The 19338-nt window shown below is 42.4% G+C and carries 15 protein-coding genes and 2 tRNA genes; 6 read left to right on the forward strand and 11 right to left on the reverse strand.

Features of this window, described 5'->3' with window-relative positions; genetic code table 11:
* Positions 1 to 24 precede the first annotated feature (24 nt).
* Both H4W00_RS06785 and H4W00_RS06790 read left to right on the forward strand, forming a co-directional pair.
* A complete protein-coding gene (locus H4W00_RS06785; protein WP_209956822.1) occupies positions 25 to 951 on the forward strand; it encodes a bestrophin family protein in 927 nt (308 codons plus the stop codon).
* Between the two features lie 156 nt (positions 952 to 1107).
* Positions 1108 to 1497, forward strand: a complete 390-nt coding sequence (locus tag H4W00_RS06790) for a DUF6122 family protein (RefSeq protein ID WP_209956823.1) — start codon at positions 1108 to 1110, stop codon at positions 1495 to 1497.
* A gap of 336 nt (positions 1498 to 1833) precedes the next feature.
* On the opposite strand, the gene H4W00_RS06795 is transcribed toward H4W00_RS06790, so the two are convergent.
* Entirely contained in the window at positions 1834 to 2247 is a 414-nt protein-coding gene (locus tag H4W00_RS06795; RefSeq protein WP_209956824.1) for a PaaI family thioesterase, read from the reverse strand.
* A 377-nt stretch (positions 2248 to 2624) separates the two neighbouring features.
* Between H4W00_RS06795 and H4W00_RS06800 the strand changes: the two genes are divergently transcribed.
* Positions 2625 to 3326, forward strand: a complete 702-nt coding sequence (locus H4W00_RS06800; protein WP_209956825.1) for a hypothetical protein — start codon at positions 2625 to 2627, stop codon at positions 3324 to 3326.
* Positions 3327 to 3601: 275 nt separating this feature from the next.
* Here the strand turns inward: H4W00_RS06800 and H4W00_RS06805 are convergent.
* From H4W00_RS06805 to H4W00_RS06850, 10 genes are all read right to left on the reverse strand, one after another.
* Positions 3602 to 3688, reverse strand: a tRNA-Leu gene (locus H4W00_RS06805).
* 125 nt (positions 3689 to 3813) lie between these two features.
* Positions 3814 to 3887, reverse strand: a tRNA-Cys gene (locus H4W00_RS06810).
* Positions 3888 to 4161: 274 nt separating this feature from the next.
* On the reverse strand, positions 4162 to 4296 hold the full coding sequence (locus tag H4W00_RS06815; protein WP_209956826.1) for a putative transporter small subunit: 135 nt from the start codon (positions 4294 to 4296) through the stop codon (positions 4162 to 4164).
* A 47-nt stretch (positions 4297 to 4343) separates the two neighbouring features.
* Complete coding sequence (locus H4W00_RS06820) at positions 4344 to 5999, reverse strand: sodium:solute symporter family protein (protein ID WP_209959021.1); 1656 nt, start codon at positions 5997 to 5999, stop codon at positions 4344 to 4346.
* Between the two features lie 773 nt (positions 6000 to 6772).
* Positions 6773 to 7567: an ABC transporter ATP-binding protein gene (locus H4W00_RS06825; protein ID WP_209956827.1), complete on the reverse strand. Its 795-nt coding sequence runs from the start codon at positions 7565 to 7567 to the stop codon at positions 6773 to 6775.
* A 251-nt stretch (positions 7568 to 7818) separates the two neighbouring features.
* Positions 7819 to 8718, reverse strand: coding sequence for an ABC transporter permease (locus tag H4W00_RS06830; protein WP_209956828.1), 900 nt, complete (start codon positions 8716 to 8718; stop codon positions 7819 to 7821).
* 399 nt (positions 8719 to 9117) lie between these two features.
* On the reverse strand, positions 9118 to 10140 hold the full coding sequence (locus H4W00_RS06835; protein WP_209956829.1) for an ABC transporter substrate-binding protein: 1023 nt from the start codon (positions 10138 to 10140) through the stop codon (positions 9118 to 9120).
* 159 nt (positions 10141 to 10299) lie between these two features.
* Positions 10300 to 11349 carry an ABC transporter substrate-binding protein gene (locus H4W00_RS06840; protein ID WP_209956830.1) on the reverse strand — a complete coding sequence of 350 codons (1050 nt, stop codon included), beginning with the start codon at positions 11347 to 11349 and terminating at the stop codon, positions 10300 to 10302.
* A gap of 388 nt (positions 11350 to 11737) precedes the next feature.
* Positions 11738 to 13828 carry a methionine--tRNA ligase gene (metG, locus tag H4W00_RS06845; protein ID WP_209956831.1) on the reverse strand — a complete coding sequence of 697 codons (2091 nt, stop codon included), beginning with the start codon at positions 13826 to 13828 and terminating at the stop codon, positions 11738 to 11740.
* A gap of 433 nt (positions 13829 to 14261) precedes the next feature.
* On the reverse strand, positions 14262 to 15719 hold the full coding sequence (locus H4W00_RS06850; protein ID WP_209956832.1) for a GntP family permease: 1458 nt from the start codon (positions 15717 to 15719) through the stop codon (positions 14262 to 14264).
* 516 nt (positions 15720 to 16235) lie between these two features.
* Here H4W00_RS06850 and H4W00_RS06855 point away from each other — a divergent pair.
* The 3 genes from H4W00_RS06855 (at position 16236) to H4W00_RS06865 (ending at position 19183) form a co-directional block, all read left to right on the forward strand.
* Positions 16236 to 16949 (forward strand): CoA transferase subunit A, encoded by a 714-nt coding sequence (locus H4W00_RS06855; RefSeq protein ID WP_209956833.1) that lies wholly within the window; start codon positions 16236 to 16238, stop codon positions 16947 to 16949.
* Between the two features lie 79 nt (positions 16950 to 17028).
* Entirely contained in the window at positions 17029 to 17658 is a 630-nt protein-coding gene (locus tag H4W00_RS06860) for a CoA transferase subunit B (protein ID WP_209956834.1), read from the forward strand.
* Between the two features lie 724 nt (positions 17659 to 18382).
* Positions 18383 to 19183 carry a 3-hydroxybutyrate dehydrogenase gene (locus tag H4W00_RS06865; RefSeq protein WP_209956835.1) on the forward strand — a complete coding sequence of 267 codons (801 nt, stop codon included), beginning with the start codon at positions 18383 to 18385 and terminating at the stop codon, positions 19181 to 19183.
* Positions 19184 to 19338 lie beyond the last annotated feature (155 nt).

A 19338-nucleotide genomic window follows, 5' to 3' on the forward strand; every position in this document is an offset into this window, starting at 1 on the left:
GGACCTAATCATTAGGAATCTGACATGATTGTCCGGCACAAACCCAATGCCCTTAAGCTATTTTTTACCCTTCGTGGCTCTATCCTCCCGAAGATTTATCTCCAAATTTTGCTGATCACCTTGCTGAGTGCTGTAATAACCAGCATTCAGCATTGGTTTCCCAGTTTTTTCTCCTCCTATAGTACCGCTCCCTTCACTTTACTTGGGATTACTCTATCGCTGTTTCTTGGCTTTCGTAACAATGCGAGCTATCAACGTTGGTGGGAGGCTCGAGGCTTATGGGGCCAGCTGGTATTTGATGCCCGCAGCCTGACTCGGCAAGTACTCTCGTTTATGGATGAGGAGACTGAGAATGGACGGCACACCCAGCGGTGCATCATTCACCTTGCCATCGCTTTTACTCATGCACTTAGGCATCGACTTCGTGACACCTCGCCTTGGCAGGACGTCGATCGCTTTGTAGAGTCAGAACACCACCTCAGCATGCGTCAGGCGCAAAATTTGCCTGAATATTTAATGCGGCTGATGGGCAAAACGCTTGGCTATAGTCGGCGTCAGCGTTTATTTTCGGAGCTTATGGTACAAAATATGGACGAACGTCTGACTTCTATGACTGTAGTTTTGGCTGCCTGCGAACGCATTCAGAATACGCCATTGCCGTTTGCTTATACGCTATTGGTACACCGTACTACTTATCTATATTGCTTTATGTTGCCTTTTGGCTTGGTGTCTTCTTTAGGCTGGGCGACTCCTTTAATTTGTGCTGTGATCGCCTATACTTTTTTTGGTCTAGACGCGCTCAGTGAAGAGCTAGAAGAGCCTTTTGGCTTGGCCGCTAACCATCTGCCACTTACCGCTTTGTCACGCACTATCGAAATCAATTTATTGGAAGCACTGGGAGAAACGGATCTGCCACCTGCTATTGTTTCTAAAGAGGGTTGGTTACAATAGAAAGCCTGCAAGAGAAAGCCTGCAAGAGAAAGCCTCTAGAAATGCTGAGCACAGCTTAGGGCTTATTGTTTCCATGCATTCGAATAGACGAAAAATCTCTTATGCTTTATCTAGCATTGTTATACCACTACAAACTATCTGAAATTGGATAAGACGATGATTCAAACTATTATCCATTATTTTCTACATTTTGGCATGCCGCTGATTATCGCCTATATGTTCTTTCCTGACGACTATAAACGAGTCTATTTGATCCTATTAGCAACCATGTTGGTAGATTTAGACCATTTGTTAGCCACGCCTATCTTCTCACCCAATCGCTGTAGCATTAATTTTCATCCGCTCCATACTTATTATGCAATGGCAGTCTATACGGTTATGTTATTTTTGCCGAAGCCCTATAAAATAATTGGTTTAGGATTATTACTACATATGCTGACTGATTTAAATGATTGTGTAATGACCTATCTTAATTGTCCCCAGTGTTTGAATGAGGCTCCTGCCCGTGAATTAGTAGAGTGGTTTGTCAGAGCCACTAAGTTTTGACACAACTGTGACTACGTCGTTTAGCTTCTCTTTCATAAATTGGCCCCTTCAAGAACTTCCAGAAGTGGCGTGTATAGTTCACTATTCAATGCCAATCAAATATTCGCTACAATATGACCATAGTTGTTGGGATATTAGTAGGTGCGCCACTGGTATAAACCTTTCTTGCGTACTGTCCGCAAGCGTGACAGAGGCCGCAAAAGTTCATTCCAGTCGCACTGTATCTTGCTTAAATTGAATCGACTATGATATTAAGCTTTATACTTTTTATAACTCATTTTGATAGACCTAGCAGCAAAAGTAATGTTCAAAAAACAAAGCTTTTTATCAAGTCGTTTAGTCACGCTTGGGCGGTACGGAATAGGTGCCAACAACATGTGCGACCAAGTCGCTAGAGCCTTCTGAGTACAAAGAAACCTCGCCTACCATTAGCGTACGTCCTGCTTTTATTAGGGTGCAGTCAGCAATAATACGTGCTTCCGCTGATGGTTTACGCAAAAAATTGATGGTAAGGCTTGTCGTCACGGTCAACGGTACAATACCAATTTTACCAAGTATCGCGACATAGATTGCTACATCAGCAATGCTCATTAATAGGGGGCCGGAAACCGTGCCACCAGGACGCAGCTCTTCTATACCAATACCATGCGATAAGATCGCACCATTATCACCTACTGCCTCAACCATGAATTTAGCTTGTGGAAACTCTAATGCCATAAAGGCAACAATCTCTTCTTTGCTTGCAGACATATACACTCCTGAAATTTAATTGTCTTTGTTGTTAACTACCTATTTTTCTCATTGAGGTTCATCAAGTTGTTAATGTCTCGTTGAATCCTGATAGCAGCTTGCTATTTGAAGCGTTTAAAGGGCTTATCTGGTTTGTAGGATAGTCTACGGTATGGTTTGACGCTAGCTTATTCTATATTCTAGCTTATCCTATAAAGGTACCTTTTACTTGATTGATTTGACTGGTAGGTATTCTTTGTCCTTCAAAGCTCTATAAATCGTTAGTTGTTATAGTGATGTAATAACAGCAGGGTCGAAGGTAACTGGCAGATGTCATTGGTATGAGATTCAGCTATAGTAAATATTTATATAAACCAATTAAAATAAAGAGATTGATAATGAAAAAATTAGGATTGTGTATTGCGCTCGGACTGAGCTTAGGCGCTTGTGCTGGTGGTATAAATAGTGGAACAATGACGGGTAACGTAAACCAGAATAACGTTGTCACTCAGTATCCCGTTGAGACCGCGATGCTTAATATTTATGTCAAAGAGCGTAGCCAAAAGTTAATGGCGGTAGTAGGCAACCAAAATGTATTAGCAGACATTAAAGTCACGCCTAAAGGCAGCATGGTGTTCAATAATAAACAGGTACAAGGTACCGAAATAAACACGATCACCAAGTCAAACAATCAAGTCATTAATCAATCAGTGGTTATCAATTATTTTACTCTAAAGCCATTAGTATTCCAGGGTTTTACTGATAGTTCAGGTGAGTATTCGCTATCGACTCAAACGACCACTATCCCCAAACTGGCTAAGGTCGGCGATTCTAGTCCGTTGATAACTGAGACCGTATATAGCGACAGCAGCAAACGTAAGAAGATAGGCATGTATAGCCAAGACTGGTCTTTGACGCGAGATACTAATAACACGGCATGGTTCTGTATTAATAGCTCAGAAAACACCTTGTTAGCTTTTGATCCTAATGGTGCATCAGTAGAGTGCTACAAAATTAATGCAAAAGGCGACATCTTGGATAGCAGGCTAACTATTAAAGGGCCTGAGGGTGTTGGGACGATAAACTTTACCAGTAGATAGCTAGTGATTTAAAGTTTTTTCGATAGATTACTAATAAATAAACCCACTCAATAATAAATATTGCGTGGGTTTTTTGGTTTGGTAGCTTCATAAAAGAGCTAATAAGTCCAAATATGTCCGTTTCACTGGCTTTGAGTCGCCATTAAGAACAAAGAGCATTACCACTATTTTCACTAAGGGTAAGAATTGGGGTAGCTTTTTCAAGCCATCACAAAATACACGCAAAAAAATACCGCCAACTATAACTAGTCAACGGTATTTTCTGTACTACTATATGGTACCCGGAGCCGGACTTGAACCGGCACGCTATTGCTAGCGAGGGATTTTAAATCCCTTGTGTCTACCAATTTCACCACCCGGGCAAAACTTGTATTATCTACTAAGCACATGCTAATTGGTAAGCAAACTACTTGTTAGATAGTGGTCGCTATTATAAGCAATTATGCTGATAAAGCAAGCCAAAATTAACGTAACGTTAATAAAAAATTGGAGGCTGGGGTCGGAATCGAACCGGCGTTAACGGAGTTGCAGTCCGCTGCATGACCACTCTGCCACCCAGCCAATCAAGGATGCCTATATTAGCAAAAATATTAAAAATTACAAGTCATTTCTTCAACGAAACTACTTTAAAGCTACTTTATTTAGCATCGTCACTGCATTTATGCCTTATTGATACTTGATTGGCTTAACAATGGTTATTTTACTACTCTAATAAACAGCTTATGTTGGTGCCATTACTTAAGAAATCATCACCAAGCTGTTGCTCAGTGATATTAGTGATGTCAGTAATGTTGCTCATAATAGCCATCAGATACGCTTTGAAGGAAACAAAACGCTAAACGATGTCTGTATTATTACGTTGAGCTTTTTTAATATCGCGATAGGTTGCGGTGCAAATCAGTATCAGCACCCCAAGCGTAATCGCCGGCCAGATTAAAATATAAAATCCGTAGACATAAACATTATCCATATTAACTCCTTATAATAGTTACCCATTCGTTAATTGTTACCAGAGCGTTAAGCATCTGGTGCCGGCTGCGCATCAACCTTAGACTTTTTATCGTAACTACCAACGCGCTGTTGGATTAAGTCAAAGTCAAAGCGTTCATTACCCATCAGACTAACAATCACACAAACGATAGTACTGACGCCATAAGCGGTCAACGAGGCGATCAGCACCATATATTGACGTAAGAACCCGGTGGCGAATATCAACATGAACAGCAGCGCAATGACAGTCGCTAACAGTCCTATTTTACGACCTAAGAAGCCAAAGACCATGAGTCCTATGACCACTGCGCCGCCAACACTGGCCATAACTTCAAAGAATAGCGCCGTTATACCGACGATCGGGATCAGCTCAAAGCGAGCGATACAAAAGAATAACAGCCCTACGATTACTGCTGCGGTAAAGGCGGTATTGGTCACTCGATTCCAGTACACACTGGCTATTACTGGAAAGACGATGGACCCCCATAGTGCACCAACAAATACCAACATTACCAGAATATCAAGCTTGAAGCTGGCAAAAATAAGACCGGCAGCAGTGGCGACAATCATAGTGCCACGACCGACTAGCATCATAGTTTTTGGCTTTACTTTACCTTCTTTGGCAATATTTTTGCCATAGACATCGGCCATCATAATGGTTGAAAGAGCCGATAAATCTGAGTCAGCGGTTGATGACAAGGAACCGATAACCAAAATAAAGAAGAGTGCGATAAATACTGGATGTAGATACGTACTAACCATCTGTGGAATCAGGTTATTCATATTGCCATCGAGCGGCTCGACACCAATAGTGACTGCCATTAAACCTATCATGCCCAAGCCGATAACGATACCGGCATAGCCGACAGTGGCGGTGACAAAGGTGGCTTTGATTTTGGTCTTATCAATCGCAAATAAGCGCTGCGTGATGGTTTGGTTACCAATAGCATAAGCCAACACGGCGACAAAAAACGGCGCACCTTGTTGAAAAAAGGCTTCAGATGAAAAGAAATTTTGCTGCTCAAAAGTCAGGTTCGACAGTCCGCTAACCATGACTGCAGGGCCACCCATAGAGAATAGCACTGCTGGAATAATAACGATACCAATCGCCATCAAGGCGACTAATTGAGCAAAATCGGTAAATACTGAAGCGCGAAAGCCAGAGGTTAAGGTATAGCTAAGCACCCCGACACCCGCAATAATGACCCCAGTCTGAAATGATAATGGTGACAATACCGATACCAAAGCACCCGCTGCGGTAAAGTTGACCATCAAGCTAATTAAGCTGCCCATAATGTTAGATATGGCTAAAATTAATTGGCTTGATGAACCATGACGGGCATGAATAAGCTCGCCTAAAGTGTGTCCATTAGGTGCCAGTTCACGAAAACGCATGCCAAAGGGATAGATGAATAAAATCATCAACGCACCCCAAAAGCCATAATGTATCGGCCCCGAAACCCCATATTTATAGCCGGAAGTAGCAGCTGCATAAAATGACGCCGCCCAAATCCAGGTTGCGGTCATACTCGCCGCACCCATGCCAAAGCCGACACTGTGGCCTGCCACCATAAAACCAGAGGTGGTTTCCTTATCTTTTTTAATTAATAAAGACAGTAAGTAAGTACCGCCATAAAACGCGACCAATAAAGCAATAATAGTCAGCGCTGAAAATTGGAACAATGACTCAGCTTTCAAATTCACACCTCGCAATTGTTTTAAATAAATAAAATTTTGTTGGATTCTATAAAAACTGTTGGGACTATAATAAAAACCACTAAGCCAGTATAGGAGTCGTCACAATTGTTAATTAGCCACATTAAGTCGTGCCATACTATCTGAGTCGCTGGCGACCAAGTATTGCTACAGGCAGTGATAATATAGGGTCGACTAGTTACTATTAGCGTCTGATAATGGAGTACCCATTACGCCCACGAGCGATACATACGCCGCAAAGCTATTAGTAATAAATACCAAGTAGATACCTATTATAAGGTCAAAACTAATAGCATCAGTACAGATAAGCACTAAGTCAATAACCTAGGCTATAGTAGGACAGCTAGTATTATTAGTACTAACACAGAGTTGTGCTTCTGCACACGTCACGGCTGGTACTCGTTGATACTAATGGGCTCTTAGTGACAAATTGCTAGGTGAACATGTCACTAGCAACTGGTATGTGATACACCTGAAGTAATAGTTACAATACTAAAAACAGCCCCTCATTTATCATTAAAAATAGTTTGTTATTTGATAAATAAAGCTACAACTATGTTAAACCTATGTAACATTAACACTCTACAAGGGTATCCTATTATCGGTGTAATCTCAAATTTATTAGTTATCCAACCACCAACATCGTTCCAGTAGACCATAAAAAACCTCAAGGGAGATTATACACTTGAGGTTTTTTTGATTTGAAATCAGCGACTTTAATGGTACTCAAACTTAAATAACTAGCTTAAAATTAAGCTGTCATCTTCGACTTTTTCGCCACGAGTTTGCTCGAACATATCCAGCAAATCATGCACAGTCATACCTTGACGTTTTTCACCTGCAACATCGAGTACCACTTCGCCTTGGTGCAACATCACGGTTCTAGTGCCGTGTGCCAATGCCTGTTGCATTGAGTGGGTGACCATCATGGTGGTCAGATTATTGTCAGTGACAATCTGATCGGTTAACTTTAATACAAAAGCCGCGGTCTTTGGGTCAAGAGCGGCCGTATGCTCGTCGAGTAATAGGATTTTAGACGGCTGTAATGAGGCCATCAGTAGGCTGACTGCTTGACGTTGACCTCCTGATAACAAGCCCATGCGATCCGTTAAGCGATTCTCTAAGCCTAACTTGAGTACGGACAATTTTTCTCGGAATAGCTCACGATTGTTAGAGTTCAAGGCATAACTTAACCCTCGTTTGCCGCCACGTTTATAGGCCAAGGCCATATTTTCTTCAATGGTTAGCGCCTCACAGGTGCCTGCCATCGGGTCTTGAAATACCCGCGCTACCCAATGGGCACGCTGATGGGTAGTCTTTTTGGTGACATCGATACCATTGAGTAAGATTGAACCACTATCCACTAAGTTTGTGCCACTGACTGCATTCAAAAACGTTGATTTACCCGCACCATTGGTACCAATAACGGTCACAAATTCGCCATCAGCGATGTTCATATTAATACCGCGTAGGGCAGGGTTTTCGATCGGCGTTCCCGGATTAAAGGTCAGCCGCAAATCTTTGGCTTGCATCATAACTATGGTTCCTCAGTTACTATTTTTTTAGTCACTAGTTCTTAATTACTATTCCTGATGCTTCATTCAAGCTATAGTCAATGAAAAGTAATATCGATACATAACTTACTGCTGGCATACGTTTTTCTTGCTTGCTGTGCCTACGCAGACAGAGGCTGCAAAAAGCTTATACCAGCAGTACTGTCGCGTTTTTAAGGTGTTTTAACTATAGGTGAGCACAGTCGCTTTTATCGTGGCTTTAGTCGTTGATCTTAAGCGCGTAATTTACGGCTTAAAAATCTATTCTTAGCTTTAGGCAATACCAAAGCGAATACCACCAATAATGCGGTAATCAAGTTCAAGTCTTGCGGGCCAAAGCCAATGCTACGCAGGATATCGCTCGATAGTGCCACTTGAATGAATAGCTTATAAAGGACCGCACCGACAATAACCGCAATGGTAATCAGCCAAATACGTTTAGCAGGAATGATGGTCTCCCCAATAATAACTGCTGCCAGACCAATAACGATAGTACCAATACCAATAGAGATATCTGCGCCACCCTGGGTCTGTACAAATAACGCACCGGCTAAGGCAATCAGTCCGTTAGAAACTGCCATACCGACAATGGTCATCCATGAGGTATTGATACCTTGGGCTTGGGCCATTTTTAGGTTGGAGCCCGTTGCCCGCATCGATAGTCCGGTTTCGGTATTATAAAACCAATCTAAAAATAACTTCGCGAGGACCACCACCACGCCAATAATCAAACAGCGCATCCAATAGCCATTACCATCATTAACTAGGGAGCTAAATACAGTAGTTTCACCTAATAAGGGCAGGTTTGGCGCCCCCATAATGCGTAGGTTGACTGAGTATAGTGCTACCATCACTAAAATACTGGCCAACAGTTGCAAAATACCGAGTTTGACATGTAACCAGGCGGTGACAATACCTGCCACAGAACCTGCAAGCATACCAAAAGCGCAAGCCAGCCAAGGGTTGATGCCCGCGATAATAGAGATACCTGCAACCGCGCCACCTAACGGAAAACTACCGTCTGCTGTTAAATCAGGAAAATCTAGAGTACGAAAAGAGATAAGGACGCCAAGTGCTACGAGGCCATAAATCAGACCACTTTCAAGCGCACCAAAAAATGCAATTAGAGACATAAGGGATCAGTAAGTCATAACCAAGCGTTCAGGGTCTATGGCGAATAAATGAGCGTCATTCATAAATACCTATTATCCGAACAGCCAGGCGGTGAATTTAACAGATTAAACAATCTGCGGTTAGGGTAAACCAAAACATGTCACGATGGGGAACTATCATAATCTACCTTGGCTTAAGATTTGAGTTTAAAATTTTGGCTCAAAACATTAAGAACTTTCAACACTATCAAATGCTCAAAATAGAAGCTTATAGCGTAACTAAAACAATAAGCCCAGCTAATTGACTTATCGCTGGGTTTATATATTGAACAAACATATTAAGGCATGAAAGACAGATGACTACTGATCATTAAATATTTAGTAAAACCACCTGTCTAACGTTGTGACTAATAAAAAACGCTATTCTACCACTTCTTTTGCTTTATCGATAACCGCTTGTGGCAAACTGATGCCTTCAGCTTCGGCATTTTTTGGGCTGACATATAAATCAAGAACCTGGGGGGTGTAAACCGCGATCTCGCCTGCTTTTTCACCTTTTAAAATGCGCACTACAATCTTACCGGTTTCGCGACCAAGATCATAATAATTGACCCCTAATGCCGCAACAGCACCACGCGCAACAGAGCTAGTATCAGAAGCGATCAGAGGAATCTTGCTTTCTCTAGCCACTTGGTACAGCGACTCATAAGCTGAGACCACGTTATTATCGGTTGAGGTATAGATCATGTCGACCTTACCGGCAAGGCTACGGGCTGCCATAGCAATATCAGTACTACGTTGCGCTGGGGCCTCATGCACCTTGATACCGAGTGGTGCCAGTTTTTCTTTTAACGTTTTTAGAATAATGGTTGAGTTGACTTCACCTGGGCTATAAACATAACCGACGTCTTTTAGACCTGGAATAATTTGGCGCATTAATTCGATTTGCGGTTCATAAGGAAGCGCATCTGAGGCACCGGTAACGTTAGTACCAGAGCCATCAAGTTTCGGAACCAGCTTGGCTTCGACTGGGTCGGTAACCGCTGAGAATACTAAAGGAATACTACTGGTCGACGCAGCAACTGATTGCGCAGATGGGGTGGCAATAGCAACGATGACGTCTGGATTGTCCGCGACGAATTGCTTAGCAATCTGACCCGCTGTTGCGGTGTTACCTTGTGCACTTTGGTAATTAATGGTTAGGTTTTCACCTTCTTTAAAGCCGGCCTCAGCCAGCTCATCGATAACGCCTTTACGCACTTCGTCGAGTGCAGGGTGATCAACAATAGCGGTGATGGCAACAGTTTTCATAGCCGTTGCCGCATCACCAGCCGCCGCGTCATTAGCAGTCGTATCTTGCCCTGACTGATTGCAACCGGTCAGGATAGTGGTACAAACTCCACCCCATAATAGAGCTTTGGCAAAACGATTTCGATACAACATAGGTGTTACTCCTAAAAATAGTAATGTGTCCGTACAATAAATACAGGGTAGTGTTCACAGCAGTTATAAATAATTAATATTTATTTGCTGGCAGTTATGTGCTTCCTTGCTATTTGAGCTTTATTTCTGAGTTTTATTTTTGAGCTTTATTTTTGAGCTTTATTTTTGAGTTTTGGTATCAACATTGATGGCATTTTTAAGCATATCTGCTGGCAAGTTAACCCCTTGCGCTTTAGCGTGTTTAGGGCTGACGTATAAAGTTAGCTCATTCATGACTTCAGGCTTGATGGTGTTAACTGCTTCGCCATTGAAGATTCGGTAAACCATTTTGCCGGTGATACGACCAAAGTCGTAATCATTAACACCCAGGGCGGCAGTTGCACCGCGCTGAACACTGAATTCATCTGAGGCAATAATCGGCATTTTAATTTCATTAGCCGCTTGGGTCATCGCTTCAAAAGCGGATGCCACGTTATTATCAAATGAGGTATAAATGATGTCGGCACGTCCTTGTAAGCTGCGCGTTGCCATCCCAATATCTGTGGGGCGATTGGCGGGGATATCTAGTAATGACAGGCCTCGCGCCGGTAAAGCGTCTTTCAGGTCATCTCGTAAAGATACCGAATTGGCTTCGCCAGGGCTATAGACATAGCCAATGGTCTTAATACTTGGCTTAATTTTTTGTAATAAGTCCAGTTGGGGCTCTAGAGGTAATTGGCTAGAAAGTCCGGTTAAATTGTCTTGAAACGGTTTACCATCTGCGGTAATCAACTTGGCACCCAGTGGATCTGAAACAGCGGTATAGACAATGGGTATTGTAGTGGTTGCTGAAACGATAGACTGTGCTGAAGGGGTGGAGATAGCGACAATAACATCAGGGTTGTCGCCAGCAAATTGCTTAGCAATCTGACCGGCTGTTGCCGTGTTACCTTGGGCACTTTGAAAGTTAACGGTTAAGTTTTTACCTTCGACATAACCATTATCTGCCAGCTCATCGATGATGCCACGGCGCATGTCATCTAGCGATGGGTGCTCGACAATCTGGGTTATGGCCAAGGTCTTGGCTGGTTTGTCCGCGTTGACGCTACTATTATCAGCCGCCGCCTTATTGTCAGTAGAAGAATTTGAGCAGCCTATTAGGCCAAGCGCACTGATGGCACTAATAGCAGCTCCGCACAGGCTTAGGCGTAGAGTGGAGGTAATAGTCATTATTAGTTTGGCTCATAGGTTAAAAAATGCAGGTTAGCCTAATCGATGTTACAAGAACGGGCTAACATTAGGGTGATCGATTCCTTGATCATGATGGTTGTATTATGACAGTAATGTAACTAATGGCAATAAGAAATTAAAGCGGGTTTGTCAGTAGCAATACTCAGGCATAAATGGTGTATTGGTTATCTAAAGCATGCAGTTATAAACGGCTTAAAACCTAGCGTTTATAATATTTTATTAAAGTATTTTAACTGTATTATTTACGGGTTTTAAAGGTTATCGATTTGTCTTGATGGACACTTATTTTACGATAAAAAAAGATGCCACTAAGGACACCTTCTTCACTGCTCGCTAGGTCATTGATTGCTAGGTCATTGCTTACTTACTAAGCAAGCAGATCACCAACCACGGCTTGATCCGGTAAAGTAATGACCACCAGTGCTGTCTTAGGGTCACCAGCTGATAATACCATGCCTTCTGATATGCCAAACTTCATCTTACGCGGCGCGAGGTTGGTGACGCAAATTACCTTTTTATCGACTAATTGTTCAGGCTCATAAAATTTACGAATACCGCTGAACACATTACGTGGTTGGGCCTCACCGACATCTAGGATAAATTGCAGGAGCTTATCAGCGCCTTCAACATAATTACAAGCTAAGACGTGGGCAACTTTCATCTCAACCTTAGCAAAATCGTCAATGCTAATATAATCAGTTGGCTCATTATCGTTGTTAGCAACAGTAGTATTGGTTGCTGCTGGCTTTGCTGTTGGGCTAGTGCTTGGGGCCTCAGCTGGGGCCAATGAGGCTTTTGAGGCTTCAACCATGGCCGCGACGTCTTTTTCTTCAATACGCTGCATTAATGGTTTGAATTTTTTGATTTGATGGCCAAGCAACCACTGGTTACGGCTAGCAAAGCTTAAGTCGTCAATATTTAAGAACTCTTTGGCATTAGCAGTCAGCTCAGGCAATACTGGCGCGAGATATACCATGAGTTGACGGAAAATGTTAATCGCCACCGAGCAGACATCTTGTACTTCTTGCTCAGAGCCTTCAAGCTTGGCAAGCGCCCAAGGTTTTTTGTCATCGATATACTCGTTGGCCTTGTCAGCACACTGCATGATTAAGCGCATGGCCCGTGAGAACTCACGATTTTCATAGGCTGCAGCAATCTCATCACCCGTTTTGGTAATGTCTTCTAACAGGCGCGGTTCGGCACAAATCTCTGTTAGCATGCCATCATATTTTTTGACCAAAAATCCTGCACTGCGACTGGCAATATTGACCACCTTACCAACCAAATCAGAATTGACCTTTTGCATGAAGTCTTCTAAATCCAGGTTGATATCTTCAACTTTATCAGACAGCTTACTGGCAAAGTAATAACGCAAATATTCAGGATGTAGATATTCAGCGTAGGTTTCAGCTTTAATAAAGGTACCGCGCGACTTACTCATTTTTTCGCCATTGACCATCAAAAACCCATGCGCAAAGACTCCAGTTGGCGTGCGTAACTCACTGCCGGCAAGCATCGCTGGCCAAAATAGCGCATGGAAATAGACAATATCCTTACCAATGAAATGATAAACCTCAGTTTTATGCTCATTTTCTTGCAACCAATAGCGATCAAAGTCGAGGGCTTTATCGGTACCTTTTCGCTGCTCACACAGGTTTTTGAAGCTGGCCATATAGCCCACTGGTGCGTCTAACCACACATAAAAGTATTTGTCCGGCTCATTACTTGGGGTGTCTGGAATCTGAAAGCCAAAGTAGGGCGCATCACGGGAAATATCCCAGCTGGCAAGACCGGCTTCAAACCATTCTTGTAGCTTGTTAACAATAGAAGACTGCAAGCGATTATCAGTGCGTGTCCAATCTTGTAAGAATTGGCTAAATTCTGGCAAATCAAAGAAATAATGTTTGGAGGTCTTGAGAACAGGCGTCGCACCCGATAGCGTCGATTGTGGGTCTTTGAGTTCTGTAGCGTTATAGGTAGTGCCACATACTTCGCAGTTATCACCATATTGGTCAGCAGCTGCGCATTCAGGGCAAGTGCCTTTGACGAAACGATCTGCTAAGAATAGCTTTTTTTCGGGATCAAATAGTTGCTCAACGTCTTTGGTGCTGATATGTCCAGCGCTATCAAGCCTACGATAAATCAGCTCGGAGAAATGCTTATTTTCTTCTGAATGGGTGGTGTGATAATTATCAAATTCAATCAAAAATTTAGCAAAGTCCGCTTCATGTGAAGCCTTAACAGTGGCAATTTGCTCTTCTGGTGTAATGCCATTATCTTCAGCCTTGAGCATGATAGCGGTGCCATGTGCATCATCAGCGCAGACATAGGTGACCTGGTGGCCTTGGGCTTTCATTGCGCGCGCCCAAATGTCAGTTTGAATGTATTCTACAAGATGGCCCAAATGAATGTAGCCATTGGCGTAGGGCAGGGCACTGGTTACTAAAATCTCACGCACAAAATCACCTATATCACAATAAAAACGGGTTAATTATTAAACGTCACAAGCCTCTAACTACTAGCAAATCATGGTTAACAATAGCGGTATCCGCTAGTCATAAGCCAATCATAAACAGGGAGTTAAAGACACGACGTTATAAAAATAAAAATTGCGCCTATGATACCGTAATTTGGCTGAATTTGTGCCATTGCTTAGTAATTATCTCTATAACAGTCACATGACATACTCATTAGTAAGGTACTTATTTTCTCTTCTACTTTCAAAATCTTTGATCATTGTTTTTAATCCTTAATAATCACAAAACCCAACCAGCTATTAACCAATTGGGTTTTGAAATTAAATACCTGTGCTCAGTTACTACTAAAATTTAAATACTGGTCACAGCCAACGACCTTTAGCAATGGCCATTGAATTATGGCTATAACCCTGACTAAAACGAACCAAATAGCGTGCCCAAAGTAATAACCGCTGCTACAGCAATTAGTGGAATAACCATTGTTACCATAGCAAGGTTTAGATAAGACTGCTTATGGGTTAGGCCACAAATCGCCAGAAGTGTGATGACCGCGCCACTATGCGGTAGAGTGTCAAGACCACCGGCTGCCATAACAGCTACCCGATGCATCAGTTCAGGATCGATCCCAGCGTTAACTGCCATTCTCAAATAGTCTTCACCCAAAGTCGATAGCGCAATACTCAAACCGCCAGAAGATGAACCGGTGATCCCAGCAAGGGTGGTCATGGCGACCGCTTCTGAAATCAACGGATTATCAGGGCTTAGGTTCAAGATGCTATCACGAATGATAATAAAGCCCGCAAGTGAGGCGATAACAGCCCCGTAACCCACTTCAGATGCGGTATTAAAAATCGGCAACATGGAATCATAAGTACCGCGGTTAATGGTTTTTTGTAAATTAACCCAATGACCGATACGCAATAAGATCAGCACCACACAAGCCACGACCAGCGAAATAATAATTGACCATAAACCGAGTGAGCCGGCGATATTCAAGTCAGGAAACTGGGTTTGTAGGTCACTAAAATCCATTGATGGAAAAATGGCATAAGTTAGTAAGGCGTTTAAACTAATGACCAATATCAACGGAATCATCGCGATAGTAAATGATGTCTGATGGGTATCGCGTGCCTCAGCGTCAGTGGCTAAGTTGCTTTTGGCCACATTGCTCTGAGAATCGTTACTTTGTGAGCCTAAGCCTTGTCCTTCATCCTCATCGTCATGTTGGCCATAGCCTTCGCCAGCAGCATTGGCTTTACGAGCCCGTGATTGTAGCCATAACCAACCACAGAAGAACATGATGGTACCGCCGATAATACCCAAGATGGGGGCGGCAAAGACGTTGGTATTATAATACGGAATAGGAATGGCGTTTTGAATTGCAGGCGTGCCCGGTAGTGCAGTCATAGTAAAGGTAAATGACCCTAGCGCGATCGCTGCGGGTATCAAGCGCTTAGGAATATCAGCCGCCTTAAACAAATCTTTAGCGATTGGGTAGATGGCGAAGGCCACCACAAATAATGATACCCCGCCATAGGTCAAAATGGCGCAGACCAAGATCACTGCAAGAATAGCCTTGCTGGCTCCTAGCTTTTTGACCACGGTATTGGCAATTGCGGTTGCCGCCCCAGAGTCCGCCATTAGGCGACCAAATAGAGCGCCTAATAAGAAAATAGGGAAAAATTTGAGCAAAAATCCGCTTAATGCGGACATAAAGACATCAGTATAAGCAGGGATACTGCTTAAAAAATCACCTGACAGTAGCACTGCTAATATTGCCATAATCGGTGCCAAAATCAGCACCGAATAACCACGATAAGCAAAGAACATCAAAAGTAATAAAGTAATAACAATCGCAAGCGTGCTGAACATAGGCACCTCTCCTTGGCATCAATAAATCAAACAAGCGGCAATTATGTATTGCTTGCTGTGATAGGTCAATAAGCTATTTCTCAGGATAAGTTATTCGCACAGTGCTGTTGAATGGACTATATTGAGTGTGCACTAATATTCATATTAAAAACTCTAGGCGCCGCTGCCATCGTTCCATTAATTTTATTTTCTAGTCGCGTTGAGAATTATATGTTAACTTAGCATAACTATAGCGAACATTATATATCGATACATATCGTATTATTATTAGTATAGCAGCACAAAAACACTGCCATTCAAACGTTAATCTATGTTAACAACCCTAGAGTACGCATGAGTAAGCGACGTCAACGACCCGCCAAATGTAGATAATAATAAACACAGGCATTCAGACTAAGAAAAGTATTCAAAAATGCGTCAGCAATGACAAAAATATAATCGACAGCCTATAAGTTCCAATCATTTAAATCCACAAACTGATTATAAAAACAGATGTGATAATCGTAGGAGATTAGTATGAGTCAATCAAAAGTATATAGCAGTGCTAACAGTGCGCTAGAAGGTATTATCAATGATGGACAGACCCTAGCCATTGGCGGTTTTGGTCTGTGTGGTATTCCTGAAGCGTTAATCGAAGCCCTGCGTGACAGTGGGGTCAAAGATTTGACCTGTATCAGTAATAACGCGGGTGTGGACGAGTTTGGATTGGGTCTGCTATTGCAAACTCGGCAAATAAAAAAAATGATCTCCTCCTATGTAGGCGAAAACAAAGAATTTGAGCGTCAATATTTGGCAGGCGAGTTAGAAGTTGAACTGACTCCTCAAGGCACACTTGCTGAAAAGTTACGTGCTGGCGGCGCTGGCATACCGGCGTTTTATACTGCGACGGGTGTGGGTACGCTAGTTGCCGAAGGCAAAGAAACCCGTGATTTTGACGGCCGTACTTATGTGCTGGAACATTCGTTAGTGGCTGATGTGTCCTTAATCAAAGCACAAAAAGCCGATAAAGCCGGCAACTTAATATTTAATAAGACTGCCCGTAACTTCAATCCAGACTGCGCGATGGCTGGCAAGATTACCATTGCTGAAGTAGAAGAAATCGTCGAGATTGGGACGCTTGATCCTGACGAGATTCATTTACCAGGTATTTTTGTGCAGCGTATTGTACTTAATAGCAATCCTGAGAAACGCATTGAAAAAACCACGACTAAAGCGGTTGAAGGCGTTTAGCTTCTTCAAAAATTAGCTTTTTTCAAAAATAGTTAGCAAATCGATAACAATAGAATACCGTAAAAATAAGGAATGTATCATGGCATGGACAAGAGAACAGATGGCGCAGCGTGCAGCGCAAGAGCTAAAAGATGGCTATTATGTGAACTTGGGTATTGGTCTGCCAACCTTGGTGGCCAACTATATCCCTGAAGGGATGGATGTTTGGCTACAGTCAGAAAATGGTTTACTGGGTATTGGTGAGTTTCCAACCGCAGACAAGGTTGACGCTGATTTGATTAATGCTGGTAAGCAGACCGTAACGACTGCGCCAGGTGCCAGTTATTTTAGTAGCTCAGAATCGTTTGCGATGATTCGCGGTGGCCATGTCAATCTGGCGATCCTAGGGGCAATGGAAGTCTCAGAGCACGGTGATCTAGCCAACTGGATGATTCCTAAAAAGATGGTCAAGGGTATGGGCGGCGCCATGGACTTAGTCGCAGGCGTGCAACGAGTGATCATCATAATGGAGCAGGTCAATAAACATGGCGATCCAAAAATCCTTGCCAACTGTGAGCTGCCATTAACTGGTAAAGGTGTAGTGGATCGTATTATCACCGAACTTGCGGTATTAGATGTCACTGACCAGGGTTTAAAATTAGTTGAGCTAGCAGAGGGCGTTAGCTTCGCAGAGCTCCAACAAAAAACCCCAGTAACTATTATTAAGTAACTATTATTAAGTAACTATTATTAAGTAACTATTATTAAGTAACTATTATTAAGTAATCATTACTTATTGACACTTACCAAGTAGCTACATAATAATATGTATTTAATAGTTTTTATTAAATACATATTATGTTACATTTAATAACAGTTAACCAAGTTACTAAACAGGGCAACAACCCTTAGCTGCTAGTAGGCTATTGTCACTAACCCAGTGGTAGTTGTCATCAGATACCTTATATCTAGTAACTCGCATCTAATACCTCATGTCTAATAGCCATTTTAAGTACAATCTTGACATAATAGCTGTGCTTTTTTTATAACTGTAATTTCTACAACTGTAATTGTTTGCCTCGCTTTACCAATCGTCCCATCCCTGCATAATCAGTACACCTAACGCTTAAGTATCAGAAGATACAAAGCTTAAGTCTCAGAACACACAAAGATTCAATTAGTAAGTCCTATCCAGTAACAATCAAAAAAATAGCAGTACATAACCAATATTTAATAATAGATTACCCTTAGTAAATAACTGTTTTTCCCCTTCCCAATAACAGCAGCTTAATCACTGTTGTTTATATAAAATCGCGTAATAAGAATCATTTCATAACGCGCGACAACCCTTGATGGTAGCGTTAGAACGCTATAATAATGGCACAAGGAATTTGCGTGCCATAACGACAGCGTTTTGTCGTTATTATCATAACAACCCATAATAAGGATAAAATATGGCGACCCAAATACAGCAGGATTTAACAGGCAAGGTAGCTTTAATCACTGGTGCTGCAGGGGGTATCGGCCGTGATATCGCTGAGACTTATGCCCAAGCAGGGGCAGCCGTTGGTATTGCTGATATCAATATGGCAGCCGCACAGCAGACCGTTGATACTATTGAAGCCGCTGGCGGTCGTGCTCTGGCAATTGTCATGGACGTCACTTCTGAAGATGCGGTTAATGATGGCGTGCAAAAACTGGTAGATACCTTTGGTAGTATCGATATTCTAGTTTCTAACGCGGGTATTCAGCTGATTGATCCCATCAATAAAATGAGCTTTGACAATTGGAAAAAAATGCTCGCTATTCATTTAGATGGGGCATTTTTAACTACCAAAGCGGCTATTCAACATATGTATAAAGACGACAAAGGTGGCACGATAATCTATATGGGCTCGGTGCACTCGCATGATTCATCACTATATAAAGCACCTTATGTCACGGCTAAGCATGGTCTGCTTGGACTGTGTCGTGTTATGGCAAAAGAAGGTGCGCCGCATAACGTGCGTACGCACTTGCTGTGTCCAGGGTTTGTAAAAACTGAGATGGTTGAAAAGCAAATTCCATTACAGGCGGCGGAAAAAGGCATCAGCGAAGAGTCCGTGGTCAATGACATTATGCTGATCAATACGGTCGACAAAGAGTTCACGACCGTTGAAGACGTGTCGCAATTAGCCCTGTTTTTAGCGGCTTTCCCAACCAATGTCTTCACGGGACAGTCTATCAATGCCAGTCATGGTTGGTGTATGAAATAGCTTTTTATGACGTAGCTTTTTAAGGCAATGTAACTATAAGCTGCAGCACTGATCACTATAAAAACAAAAATGAGTTAACCACAATGTCAGACCTACTGGCGTTGTGGTTTTTTATAGTCATTTTTTAATCAACAGTCATTTGGAGATGCCATAAT

Origin of the sequence: Psychrobacter sp. PL19, from assembly GCF_017875835.1 — a bacterium.
In the GTDB taxonomy this organism is placed as follows: domain Bacteria; phylum Pseudomonadota; class Gammaproteobacteria; order Pseudomonadales; family Moraxellaceae; genus Psychrobacter.